This window comes from Bacillus sp. Marseille-P3661 (assembly GCF_900240995.1).
GTDB lineage: Bacteria > Bacillota > Bacilli > Bacillales > Bacillaceae_J > OESV01.
In genome coordinates this window covers 49,752-63,422 of the sequence record NZ_LT965954.1, presented here as the reverse complement: position 1 = coordinate 63,422, position 13,671 = coordinate 49,752, and the positions used below count along the sequence as shown (strand labels likewise).

Genomic DNA, 13,671 nt, shown 5'->3' with positions numbered 1-13,671 from the left:
TATAAGTATGGAGAGGAATGATTTATTCATACAAGGAGGAACCAGGAATGGAAATATTAAAAGTTTCAGCAAAATCTAATCCTAATTCTGTAGCTGGAGCACTTGCAGGAGTTTTACGTGAACGTGGAGCTGCTGAGATCCAAGCAATTGGAGCGGGTGCACTTAATCAAGCGGTAAAGGCAGTAGCGATCGCAAGAGGATTTGTCGCACCAAGTGGAGTAGATTTAATATGTATTCCTGCTTTTACAGATATTTTAATAGACGGTGAGGAACGTACAGCTATTAAATTGATTGTTGAACCTCGATAAAAATAAACCGAATATGAAAACTAATTAACCTGTTTGTTCTCCTTTGAATAAACAGGTTATTTTGTACTGTATATAAATATATTGGACATATTGGAAAAAAGTTGTTGCATTTCAAATATTTAATGATTGGTAGGTGTGTTTTTTGGCAAAAATATTTGATGCACATTGTGATGTTCTGTACAAAATGTGGCTCAATCCCAATCTTTCTTTTGAAGATAGTAATGCTTTACACGTAAATCTTAATTACATGAAACAAGCTGGAGGAAAAGTTCAATGCTTTGCAATATATATTCCCGAAAGTGTTAATCATAGTGAAAGATTTAATGTAGCCCTCGAGATGGTAGATATTTTTTACGATAAAATAATAAACAAATTTAAACAAATAAAATTAATATTAAATAAAAGGGACATAAGTGACCTTAAAGATAATGAAATTGGGGCTATTTTAACGTTAGAAGGCTGCGATGCAATCGGCCATGATATAACCAAGCTAAAGACTTTATATCGCTTAGGAGTCCGTTCTGTCGGTTTGACATGGAATTATGCAAATGCTGTGGCAGATGGGGCACTTGAAACGAGGAATGCAGGCCTTACTTTATTTGGTAAGAAGATTGTAGAATTAAATAATCAACTGAAAATATGGACTGACGTATCACACTTAAATGAAAGATCTTTTTGGGATACAATTGAAATCGCCCACTATCCGATCGCATCTCATTCTAATGTCTATTCTTTATTTAACCATCCAAGAAATTTAAGAGATGACCAGATTAAAGCACTGATTAAAAAGGATGGAATGATTGGTATTACGTTCGTCCCATATTTTTTAAGTAAAGATTATGAACATACAACAATAAGTGACATAATAAAACATATAGATTACATTTTTGCACTTGGAGGAGAAACTAATCTCGGGTTAGGATCAGACTTTGATGGGATTGATGATACTATTCAAGGATTGGAACATTATGGATGTTATCAGAATTTGCTAAATGAACTTCAAAAACACTTCAAAGATGAGCAGATTTATAGAATATGTCTACAAAATTTTGTTGAACATTTTCCAAATTAAGGCTATCAGAATTTTTATACACAAATTTGTCAAAAATGAGTGTTTAGGGGTTGCTTTTTTTGTTTTATAGGACTAGAATAAAAGTCGTTTAGTACCCTTCCGGAAAAAATCATATTTCTATTTATATTATTTTATCAGTCTTAAAATTAGATTTTATTGGAAATGTACTACACTAATAAGTTATCGTACAATATGACTAAGGATGTATTTCAAAGGGGTGTAAAAAATGATCAATCAACTTTCATGGAAAGTTGGAGGACAACAAGGGGAAGGTATCGAAAGTACTGGAGAAATTTTCTCGATTGCGCTTAATCGTTTAGGATACTATTTATACGGTTATCGCCACTTTTCTTCCCGAATCAAAGGTGGTCACACCAACAATAAAATTCGCGTAAGTACAACCCAAGTTCGCTCAATATCTGATGATTTAGATGTATTAGTTGCATTTGATCAAGAAACAATTGATGTGAACTTCCATGAATTACGTGATGGTGGTGTAGTTATCGCCGATGCGAAGTTCGAACCAAAAATACCTGAAAATAGTAATGTAACGTTGTATGCGGTTCCATTTACTGAAATCGCTACAGAGTTAGGTACTTCATTAATGAAAAATATGGTGGCTATCGGTTCATCAAGTGCGATTCTTGATTTAGATATTGAAACGTACAGAGACGTAGTTCAAGAAATATTTGGACGTAAAGGTCAACAAGTTGTTGATAAAAATATGGAAGCCATCAAGCAGGGCTATGAATATATTAAAAACCAAGCAGGTTCTAATTTATCTACAATGGAGCTAGAAAAAGCAGACGGAAAACAACGTCTATTCATGATCGGAAACGATGCAATTGCATTAGGATTTTTAGCTGGTGGTGTACGTTTTATGCCGGCATATCCAATTACGCCAGCATCTGAGATTATGGAGTACTTAATTAAAAAGCTGCCTGATTTCGGCGGAACTGTAATTCAAACAGAAGATGAAATCGCAGCTTGTACAATGGCGATTGGTTCAAACTATGCAGGTGTTCGTGCAATTACTGCATCAGCAGGACCAGGTCTTTCATTAATGATGGAAGCGATCGGTCTTTCAGGAATGACTGAAACTCCACTGGTAGTTGTTGATACACAACGTGGTGGCCCAAGTACAGGTCTACCAACTAAAATAGAGCAATCCGACTTAATGGCAATGATTTATGGTACTCATGGTGATGTTCCTAAAGTTGTACTTGCACCAAGTACAGTTCAAGAAGCATTCTACTATGCAGTTGAAGCTTTAAATATTGCTGAAGAATATCAATGTCCTGTTATTTTATTAACAGACCTGCAAATCTCATTAGGTAAACAAACAGTTGAGCCTTTAGATTACAAGAACATTGAAATTCGTCGTGGTAAGTTAGACCTTAATGCTCAATTACCTGAGATTGAAAATAAAGAATACTTTAAGCGTTATGAAGTAACTGATGATGGTATTTCACCTCGTGTTGTACCAGGTATGAAAAATGGTATTCATCATGTTACAGGTGTTGAACATAATGAAACTGGTAAACCTTCTGAAAGTTCGCAAAATCGTCAAGCACAAATGGACAAGCGTCTACGCAAATTAAGCAACCTTAAGTTTAAAGATGCTGTTCATAAGAATGTTAAGCACGATGAAGCTGACGTGCTTGTAGTTGGATTTAACTCTACTCGTGGTGGTATTGAAGAAGCGATGACTCGTCTTGAGAATGATGGTCTAAAAGTAAATCATGCTCATATTCGTTTAGTACATCCATTCCCAACAGAAGAGATCAAGCCACTAGTAGACTCTGCTAAGAAAGTAGTAGTAGTAGAATACAATGGTACGGCACAGTTAACACAAATCCTTAAGTTAAACGTAGGAAATCACGACAAGGTAGCAAGCATCCTTAAATATGATGGCGATCCATTCCTACCTAGTGAAATTTACAACAGAATTAAGGAGTTGTTATAAAAATGGCAACATTTAAAGATTTTCGTAATAATGTGAAACCTAACTGGTGCCCAGGTTGTGGCGATTTCTCAGTTCAAGCTGCGATTCAACGTGCTGTTGCAAATGTTGGGGTAGAACCTCAAGATTTAGCCGTTATTTCTGGTATCGGTTGTTCTGGAAGAATATCTGGATACATCAATTCATATGGTGTTCATGGTATTCATGGTCGCTCTCTTCCAATTGCACAAGGCGTGAAAATGGCAAACAAGGATTTAACTGTTATTGCTGCCGGTGGTGACGGAGATGGCTTTGCGATTGGTATGGGACATACAATCCATGCAATCCGCCGTAATATTAACGTTACATATATTGTAATGGATAACCAAATTTACGGATTAACAAAAGGTCAAACTTCACCACGTAGTGCAAAAGGATTTAAAACGAAGAGTACTCCAAAAGGCTCTATTGAATCTGCATTATCACCAATGGAAATGGCATTAACTGCAGGAGCTACTTTCGTTGCTCAAAGTTTCTCTAGTGATTTAAAAGAGTTAACTTCATTAATTGAAGAAGGTATTAAGCATGAAGGATTCTCTTTAATTAATGTATTTAGTCCATGTGTGACTTATAACAAAGTTAACACATATGACTGGTTTAAAGAGAATTTAACAAAACTTAGCGATGTAGAAGGATATGATCCAGCTAACCGTATGCAAGCAATGCAAACGCTTATGGAAAAGAGCGGTTTAGTAACTGGATTGATCTATCAAAATAAGGATCAACAGTCATATCAAGAGCTAATCCCTGGATTTAGTGAAAAACCACTTGTACATGCTGATTTAACTCTTGACGAAGCTAAATTTAATGAATTAGTTAAAGAATTTATGTAATATTCGTCCAACCGCCTAAGATCTTCTTAGGCGGTTTATTTTTTACCTTAAGAAAGTTTAACTTAATCAAAGTATTAAAATATAAGGAAATACATCGTCATTTGTCGTAATTAATAAACGAATTGTCCAGAAGTCATTAAGGAAAAAGACTGTTCCTCTCACCATTTGTTGTTGATTAAGAAATAATAAAATGGCAATGATGTTTAGAAGAGTAATAGTTACAACATTATTAGTTTCATGTTAAACTGAGTAAGTAATTTAAAATAACATAGTGATGTGGAATTTTTTTGCGATGTGACAAGCGCTATTGTTAATTTTACTTTAAAGATATATACTATGTAATTGGTGTATTTATTATACAAAAAAATTAAACAGGAAGGAGATTTTCATGAACGAAAAACAACGTTTAGAAAGTCAACAAATCAATGGAAGTAATTCTTCGGACAAAAAATCCGCCAAGGATTATGCAAAATTCTTTGAAACTACTTACCAACCACCTTCATTAAAGGATGCAAAAAAACGTGGTAAGGAAGATGTAACAGTACATCGCGATTTTGACATTCCTGAGGATATGATTGGTATCGGAGAAAACAAGAAATTTTATATTCGAACTTATGGCTGTCAAATGAATGAACATGATACTGAAATAATGGCAGGAATATTAACTCAGTTAGGCTTTGAAAGTACTGATTCAACAAATGATGCAGATATAATCTTATTAAACACTTGCGCAATTCGTGAAAATGCAGAGAACAAAGTGTTTGGCGAAATAGGACATCTAAAGCCTTTGAAAAGAGAAAAGCCTGATCTGATTTTAGGTGTTTGCGGCTGTATGTCACAAGAAGAATCAGTAGTAAATAAAATTCTTCAAAAACATCATCATATCGACTTGATCTTTGGAACTCACAATATTCATCGGTTGCCATACCTGCTAAAAGAAGCAATGTTTGGCAAAGAAATGGTTGTTGAAGTTTGGTCAAAAGAAGGCGATGTTGTTGAAAACCTGCCAAAAGTTCGTAAAGGAAATATTAAAGGCTGGGTAAACATTATGTACGGCTGTGATAAGTTCTGTACGTACTGTATTGTACCTTATACAAGAGGAAAAGAACGTAGCCGTCGTCCTGAAGATATTATAGAAGAGGTACGTCACTTAGCGCGTTTAGGATATAAGGAAATTACATTATTAGGGCAAAACGTTAATGCTTACGGAAAAGATTTTGAGGATATCAAGTATGGTCTTGGAGATTTAATGGACGAGCTTAGAAAAATTGATATTCCACGTATTCGTTTCACAACAAGTCACCCACGTGATTTTGATGATCATTTAATTGAAGTGCTTGCAAAAGGTGGAAATTTAATGGATCATATTCATCTGCCTGTTCAATCAGGTAGCTCTGAAGTATTAAAATTAATGACTCGTAAATATAATCGTGAACAATATTTAGAACTTGTCCGGAAAATAAAAGCAGCGATTCCAAATGCTAGCTTAACAACTGACATTATTGTTGGTTTCCCTAATGAAACGGATGAACAATTTGAAGAAACGATGTCATTATATCGAGAAGTGGAATATGACAGTGCGTATACCTTTATTTATTCACCACGTGAAGGAACACCTGCCGCTAAAATGGAAGATAATGTTCCGCTAGAAGTAAAAAAAGAACGCCTACAACGATTAAACGATCTTGTAAATGAAATTTCAGCAAAGAAAAATAAGCAATATCAAGACCAAATTGTGGAAGTTCTAGTTGAAGGTGAAAGTAAAAATAATCCTGATGTCTTAGCTGGTTATACAAGAAAAAATAAACTTGTGAATTTCAAGGCACCAAAGTCAGTGATTGGTCAAATTGTAAAAGTAAAAATAACTAGTGCAAAAACATGGAGTTTAGATGGAGAAATGGTAGAAGAAGTAATGGGGGTAACATACAATGGCTAAGTATACAAAGTCAGAAGTTGTTAAGAAGGCAGAAGAACTAGCAAAATTAATTGCTGAAACTGAAGAGGTAGAATTTTTCAAGCGTGCTGAGGCTGCAATTAATAAAAATGAAAAAGTAGATCGCATCATGAAAGACATTAAAAGTTACCAAAAACAAGCAGTTAACTTTCAACATTATAATAAGCCAGAAGCTCTAAAAAAGGTCGAAGATAAGATAGAGGCATTAATGGCGGAATTAGATAGTATCCCAGTTGTGGGAGAGTTCAAACAATCGCAAACAGAAGTGAATGATTTATTACAATTAGTTTCAAGTACGATCTCAAAAACAGTCACTGATGAGATTATATTGTCTACTGGTGGAGATCTATTAGCTGGAGAAACAGGCTCAAAACCTCAATGTCATCACGAGTAAAAATAAAAAGCACCCAAAGGGGTGTTTTTTATTTTATCTTGACATTCTATATCGAATAGCGTTGCATATTATATCGATGATCAGTGTCTCACATAAGAAAATCACTTTATTAAATAAAAAGGTTGTCTCAATAAAAATAAATTGAAAATGGGCACATATCTCTGTACCTGTGCATAGAATGAAGTAACGGCCAACATGAATTGTAAAAAGATTTTTTTGCACACTAGTCATTCGCCCTGCATAGGATGAAATGGAAGATAAGAATGAGGAGGTAGTGCTCATATGAAAAATAAAGAGCATGATTTTCAATTTAGAGAGATAATCACAAAAGCAGTAATCGGTAAAGGACGAAAGTTTACTCAATGTACACACACAATTTCACCTTCTCACAGACCTACTAGTATTCTAGGTTGTTGGATTATTAACCATGAATATGATGCTAAGAAGGTAGGAGATTGTGTAGAAATTGAAGGGTGCTACGACATTAACGTATGGTATTCTTTTAGTGACAATACAAAGACAGAAGTCGCAACTGAAACTGTACATTATAAAGATGTTGTTCGCTTATCATCAAGAGATGAAAACTGCGTGAGTGATGATTTAGAAGTTATTGCACGCGTAGTGCAACAACCAAATTGCTTAGAATGTTCCATTTCACCAAATGGAAATAAAGTAGTCGTCCAAGTTGAGCGAGAATTCATCGCAGAGGTTATTGGGGAAACAAAAGTGTGTGTTAAAGTTTACCCAGGTGTTTGTGAAGAAGAGATCGAGGAAATATGTGACGATGAATTTGAAGACCTAAATCCAGACTTTTTAGTGGCTGGAGAAGAAGAGTAAACTAGGAAGTTGAGAACTTCCTAGTTTTTTTGTGCTCCATTTTACATACTCATATTGTGTTTAATTTCCAAATTAGTGATTTGCTTGAAGAACTTCCTTTTTACCTATAACAAAAATATAACAATTTAGTTTTATTAATGAAATGATTGTTTTTCTAATGATATAATTTATCTATATGAAACATGAGGAATTTAGACTTTGTATATGCATAATAGATGGAGGATTTATATATGGCACAATATACGCCAATGATACAGCAATACTTATCCGTAAAGGCACAATACAAAGATGCCTTTTTATTTTTTCGTTTAGGTGATTTTTATGAACTGTTCTTTGATGATGCAATAAATGCATCGCAGGAATTAGAGATAACATTAACAAGTAGAGATGGAGGGTCTACAGAACGAATTCCAATGTGTGGAGTACCGCACCACTCTGCTGAAAATTATATTAATCAATTAGTAGAAAAGGGCTATAAAGTTGCGATTTGTGAACAAGTAGAGGACCCCAAGCAAGCTAAAGGTGTAGTTCGTCGTGAAGTTGTCCAACTAATTACACCAGGAACAGTCATGCAGGGTAAAATCCTTGAGGAAAAAGAAAATAATTATATTGCAACAATAGCTGATTTTAAAGATCGATCTTTCGGACTAGCTTATACCGATTTAACAACAGGTGAAAGCCAAGTTACATTGATAACAGGAGATTGGCTGGATGTGATTGGAGAGGTATATACACTTGGTTCCAAAGAAATTGTACTGTCCTCAGCAGAGATAACAAATGAACAAATCCAAGAACTTAAGGATCGTGTAAATGTAACGATTTCGATTGAGGACGATACAGTAATACCTGATGGATTAGAGCATACCGTACAAAACCTCGAACAAACTAAGTTGAGACAAACGTTTGGTCGTTTGCTCCACTATTTACTTAAGACACAAAAACGATCACTAGATCATTTGCAGCCAGCAGTATTTTATGAAATTGATGAATATATGAAGTTAGATATACATTCAAAGAGAAATCTTGAACTAGTTGAAACAATCCGTACAAAAGGGAAAAAAGGGTCTTTTTTATGGTTGCTTGATCAAACAGTTACAGCAATGGGTGGAAGAAGATTAAAACAATGGATTGAACGTCCATTAATAAAGCAAGCACATATAGAATATCGGCTAAATATGGTAGAAACATTATTAAACCAATTTATTGAACGTGAAGAACTTCGTGAGACTTTAAAACAAGTGTATGATTTAGAACGTTTATCTGGACGGGTTGCATATGGGAATGTAAATGCGCGTGATCTTATCCAGTTAAAGAAATCACTACAACAAATACCTACACTCGTTGAGATTATAAGTAAGCTGGAGTCTTCAGACTGTACAAATCTCATCCAGGACATTGATTTATGTGAAACTCTTTGTAGTTTATTAGAGAATGGACTCAAAGAAGACCCGCCTTTATCCATTAAAGAGGGGGATATCATAAGAGATGGATATCATCAGACACTAGATTCATATCGTGATGCAGTATCGAACGGTAAAACGTGGATCGCCCAGTTAGAAGCAAAAGAAAAACAAGAAACCGGTATTAAATCTCTTAAAATCGGTTATAACCGGATATTCGGTTATTATATCGAGATTACGAAAGCAAATTTACAACAACTACCAGAAGGGCGATATGAAAGAAAGCAAACGTTAGCGAATGCAGAGCGGTTTATTACGCCTGAATTGAAGGAAACAGAATCTATTATTCTTGAAGCAGAAGAAAAAATAATGGATCTTGAGTATAGTTTATTTGTTGAAATACGCGAGAAAGTAAAAGAGTATATACCTAGATTACAATCGCTAGCAAAAATTATTAGTGAATTAGATGTACTTCAAAGCTTTGCACAAGTTAGTGAACAGTATCAATATACAAAACCTTCATTTTCAAATGAGCGAAAAATATGGATTAAAGATGGCCGACATCCAGTTGTTGAGAAAGTACTAAACTCTCAGGATTACGTTGCAAATGATTGTTATATGAACCAGGAACGGGAAATGTTATTAATTACTGGACCAAATATGTCAGGTAAAAGCACTTATATGAGACAGATTGCCCTTACTGCAATTTTGGCTCAAATCGGCTGTTATGTACCGGCCACCGAAGCGATTATACCAATTTTCGATCAGGTGTTTACTAGAATAGGTGCGGCTGATGATTTAGTTTCTGGTCAAAGTACGTTTATGGTGGAAATGTTAGAAGCTAAAAATGCACTTACGAAGGCAACGCAAAATAGCTTAATTTTATTAGATGAGATTGGCCGTGGTACATCAACATATGATGGCATGGCTTTAGCTCACGCTATCATTGAATATATTCATAATGAGATTGGGGCAAAGACGTTATTTTCTACTCATTATCATGAGCTGACACAATTAGAAAATTCATTAAATCAGTTGAAAAATGTGCATGTTCGTGCAATTGAAGAAAATGGTAGAGTAGTATTTCTTCATAAGGTTGAAGAAGGTGCTGCGGATAAAAGCTATGGCATTCATGTTGCAGAACTTGCGGAGTTGCCAGATCAATTAATTCAACGAGCAAAAGAGATTTTACAAAAGCTTGAAGAACAAGCAACACAGAATTCTTCTCAAGAAAATGTAGCTCCTGTTGTGGAGAATGAACAACTCACATTTTTTGTTGCAGAAAAAACTAAACGTGAATCACCCAGTGATACATCTAGTTTAAATAAGGCTGAAAAAGAAGTAATTGAAAAGTTGAAATCTATAGACCTTTTAGAAATGACTCCACTAGACACAATGAATGAATTATATAAATTACAGAAGATTGTTAAATCATAAAGCAAAGGTGATCATGTGGGTAAAATTATTCAATTAGAAGATCATTTATCAAATAAGATTGCTGCGGGGGAAGTTATTGAACGCCCTGCGTCCGTAGTCAAGGAGTTAGTGGAAAATTCAATTGATGCCAATAGTACAAGAATTGAAGTGCATGTAAAGGAAGCCGGTTTATCTGAAATCCGTATTGTTGATAATGGTGATGGCATCGAAATAGATGATTGTTTATTAGCTTTTGAAAGACATGCAACTAGCAAAATAAAAAATGAGAATGATTTATTTCGGATCCGAACGTTAGGATTTAGAGGTGAGGCGCTACCTAGTATTGCCTCTGTTTCCGAGCTTGAATTAAAAACTTGTACAGGGAAAGGTGCAGGAACGTTTGTTCATCTAAATGGCGGGAAACTCGAAGGTCATCAAGCAACTAATAGTCGTAAAGGAACTGACATTACCGTTAAAAATTTATTTTTTAATACGCCTGCTCGCCTAAAGTATATGAAAACAATTCATACTGAATTAGGTAACATTACGGATTATTTGAATCGAATTTCATTAGCACATCCAGAAATTTCGTTTCAATTAACACATAATGGAAAACGCCTATTTTTCACAAGTGGAAATGGCGATGTGCGACAGGTGATTGCTTCAATATATGGACTTTCTATTGCTAAGCAGATGGTTCCAATCAAATTTCAAACGATTGATTACGAAATAAATGGTTGGATTGCACGTCCAGAGATAACACGCGCATCGAGGAATTATATTTCAACAATTATTAATGGCAGATATATAAAAAATTATGCATTATCAAAGGCAATTCAAGCAGGTTATCATACATTATTGCCAATTGGACGATTTCCGATTGTTTATATAAACATTACGATGGACCCTTTACTAGTAGATGTAAACGTTCATCCATCGAAACTTGAGGTTCGTTTGAGCAAAGAAATGGAATTAAGCGAACTAATAACAGAAGGCATACGTAAAACATTTAGACAAGAAAGATTAATTCCAGAAGTGAAAAAACAGGAAAAGACGCAGAAACCTATTAGTGACCAACAACAATTAGTATTTGAGCATAGGTTAACAGAGCTAGCCGATCAACCAAAACAGAATAAACAATCATTATTTGCTTTAGATACTGATGAAAAACAATATGAGGTTGAAGAAAGTACTGATGTTGATATGTTTGAAACGGTACAACCATATATAGAAAAGCATAGCGTTGTTCAAGTTATTGACAATCCCCCTGAAAAACAAAATGATAGTCATTTAGAAAATGCATTTATTGATGATAATGAAATAGTGGAGAGTGTTGAACAACCACTAAAAGCTGAGGAAAGAATTCCGCCGCTATATCCAATTGGTCAAATGCATGGAACATATATACTTGCACAAAATGATAGAGGTTTATTTATAGTTGACCAGCATGCTGCACAAGAGCGAATTAAATATGAATTTTTTCGGGAAAAAGTTGGTGAAATAGAACCTGAAGTGCAAGAAATGTTACTGCCGCTTACATTAGAATATACGAAAAATGAATGTCTAATTATTGAAGAGCATATGAACGTATTAGAAGAAGTCGGAATCTTTTTAGAGTCTTTTGGTTCTCAAAGCTATATCGTCCGTTCGCATCCACAGTGGTTTCCTAATGGCAGCGAGCAAGAAATTATTGAAGAAATCATCCAACAAGTGATAAATAAGAAAAAAATAAGTATAAAAGAATTACGGGAAGAAGCAGCGATCATGATGTCATGTAAGGCATCGATAAAAGCAAATCGCCATCTTCGAAACGATGAGATTTTTACGCTATTAGAGACATTAAGAACAACTACTGATCCGTTTACATGCCCGCACGGTAGACCCATTATTGTGCATTTCTCAACCTATGAAATGGAAAAGCTTTTTAAAAGGGTCATGTAGACAAAGCGTATAAATAACCTATATCAAAAAGGACACACGGCTTGTGTCCTTTTTATTATGAAAAATAATATTAAATGAAAAAAGATTACTTCCAAATGTTGAATGAAAATTTGTATATATGTCAACAATTGTTTATTATGAAAAGGAATCCATTTATTAAGGTGACCTTATATGAAGACAAAAACAAAAGTAATTACGATTATTGGTCCAACGGCCGTTGGAAAAACAAAAACAGGTATTGAATTAGCAAAAGTATTAGATGGGGAAGTGATTAGTGGAGATTCAATGCAAATTTATCGAGGCATGGATATAGGCACAGCGAAAGTTACCAAAGAGGAAATGGAAGGAATTCCACATCATTTAATTGATATCAAAGATCCTAATGAGACTTTTTCAGTAGCAGAATTTCAAGCTTTAGTTACAGATCTAATAGAGGACATAACTAAACGAGGAAAAATACCAATTATTGTAGGTGGTACTGGTCTTTATATTCAATCTGTTCTTTTTGATTATAATTTTTCAGATACTGCCTCTAATAAGCAATATAGAGAGCAAATGGAAAAACGCATAAGTGAAGAAGGAATAGATGCTGTTTATAAAGAACTTGAAAAAGTTGACCCAGATAGTGCAAGAAAGATTCATCCTAATAATACGAGACGGGTGATTAGAGCTTTAGAGGTATACCATGAAACGGGATTAACTTTGACCGAATACCAGGATAAACAACTTCTAGAATCTCCTTATCATTACATTATTATTGGCTTAACAATGGAGCGTACACTTCTCTATGATCGTATTAATAAAAGAGTAGACCAAATGATAGATCAGGGATTAATCGCTGAAGTAAAGAAATTATACGATGCAAACTTTAGAAATTGTCAATCCACTCAAGCAATAGGGTATAAAGAGATTTATGACTATTTTGATGGACGAATACCGTTAGAGGAATCCATTGAGCTGTTGAAACGAAATTCACGAAGATATGCAAAAAGGCAGCTTACCTGGTTTCGAAACAAAATGAATGTAAGCTGGTTTGATATGTCAAGCGCGGTAAGTAGTTCGGAGAAATTTCAAGAAAAGATACAAGAAATTTTATCAGAAATAGCAGGAAAGCTTCAGCTTAGGGCGAAATAGATATAATAGAGAAAAAGAGGAGGACTGTCTTATGAAACAATCTATTAATATTCAAGATCAATTTTTAAATCAACTCCGAAAAGAAAATGTCTTTGTAACTGTATATTTATTGAACGGTTTTCAATTACGTGGTTTAATTAAAGCTTTCGATAATTTTACAGTATTGTTAGATACAGATGGTAAGCAACAAATGATTTATAAGCATGCAATTTCTACTTTTGCGCCGCAAAAAACAATCAAAATTGACTTAGAAGGTAATAACTCTTAATAATCTAACATAAAATGGGACCCTAGGATGGTCCTATTTTTATTTTTTAAAATGCCGAGCAACTTTACGAACATACTACTGAGTTCCACAAATCATAATATTTCTTGGGAAA

The 13,671-nt window shown here is 34.5% G+C and carries 11 protein-coding genes; all 11 read left to right on the top strand.

Translation table 11 applies throughout. From position 1 onward, the window contains the following. Positions 1 to 47: 47 nt before the first annotated feature. The 11 genes from spoVS to hfq all read left to right on the top strand — a co-directional run bounded on the left by spoVS (position 48) and on the right by hfq (position 13,559). Complete coding sequence (spoVS, locus tag C1724_RS11215; RefSeq protein ID WP_003211281.1) at positions 48 to 308, top strand: stage V sporulation protein SpoVS; 261 nt, start codon at positions 48 to 50, stop codon at positions 306 to 308. A 142-nt stretch (positions 309 to 450) separates the two neighbouring features. Then, the gene (locus C1724_RS11210; RefSeq protein ID WP_102346868.1) at positions 451 to 1,380 is read left to right on the top strand and encodes a dipeptidase; all 930 of its coding nucleotides are present in this window, start codon (positions 451 to 453) and stop codon (positions 1,378 to 1,380) included. Positions 1,381 to 1,606: 226 nt separating this feature from the next. Further along, entirely contained in the window at positions 1,607 to 3,346 is a 1,740-nt protein-coding gene (locus C1724_RS11205) for a 2-oxoacid:acceptor oxidoreductase subunit alpha (protein ID WP_102346867.1), read from the top strand. Positions 3,347 to 3,348: 2 nt separating this feature from the next. Next, positions 3,349 to 4,215 (top strand): 2-oxoacid:ferredoxin oxidoreductase subunit beta, encoded by an 867-nt coding sequence (locus C1724_RS11200; protein ID WP_102346866.1) that lies wholly within the window; start codon positions 3,349 to 3,351, stop codon positions 4,213 to 4,215. 388 nt (positions 4,216 to 4,603) lie between these two features. Beyond that, complete coding sequence (gene miaB / locus C1724_RS11195) at positions 4,604 to 6,151, top strand: tRNA (N6-isopentenyl adenosine(37)-C2)-methylthiotransferase MiaB (protein WP_102346865.1); 1,548 nt, start codon at positions 4,604 to 4,606, stop codon at positions 6,149 to 6,151. Then, positions 6,144 to 6,563, top strand: a complete 420-nt coding sequence (locus C1724_RS11190) for a RicAFT regulatory complex protein RicA family protein (protein ID WP_102346864.1) — start codon at positions 6,144 to 6,146, stop codon at positions 6,561 to 6,563. Before miaB ends, C1724_RS11190 begins: the two co-directional genes overlap by 8 nt. Before the next feature lie 282 nt (positions 6,564 to 6,845). Next, the gene (locus C1724_RS11185) at positions 6,846 to 7,400 is read left to right on the top strand and encodes an outer spore coat protein CotE (RefSeq protein ID WP_102346863.1); all 555 of its coding nucleotides are present in this window, start codon (positions 6,846 to 6,848) and stop codon (positions 7,398 to 7,400) included. Between the two features lie 230 nt (positions 7,401 to 7,630). Then, positions 7,631 to 10,237 (top strand): DNA mismatch repair protein MutS, encoded by a 2,607-nt coding sequence (gene mutS, locus C1724_RS11180; protein ID WP_102346862.1) that lies wholly within the window; start codon positions 7,631 to 7,633, stop codon positions 10,235 to 10,237. A 15-nt stretch (positions 10,238 to 10,252) separates the two neighbouring features. Beyond that, on the top strand, positions 10,253 to 12,157 hold the full coding sequence (gene mutL, locus C1724_RS11175; protein ID WP_102346861.1) for a DNA mismatch repair endonuclease MutL: 1,905 nt from the start codon (positions 10,253 to 10,255) through the stop codon (positions 12,155 to 12,157). Positions 12,158 to 12,328: 171 nt separating this feature from the next. Continuing rightward, entirely contained in the window at positions 12,329 to 13,291 is a 963-nt protein-coding gene (miaA, locus tag C1724_RS11170; protein WP_102346860.1) for a tRNA (adenosine(37)-N6)-dimethylallyltransferase MiaA, read from the top strand. 31 nt (positions 13,292 to 13,322) lie between these two features. Further along, a complete protein-coding gene (gene hfq, locus C1724_RS11165) occupies positions 13,323 to 13,559 on the top strand; it encodes an RNA chaperone Hfq (protein ID WP_102346859.1) in 237 nt (78 codons plus the stop codon). Positions 13,560 to 13,671: the final 112 nt, after the last annotated feature.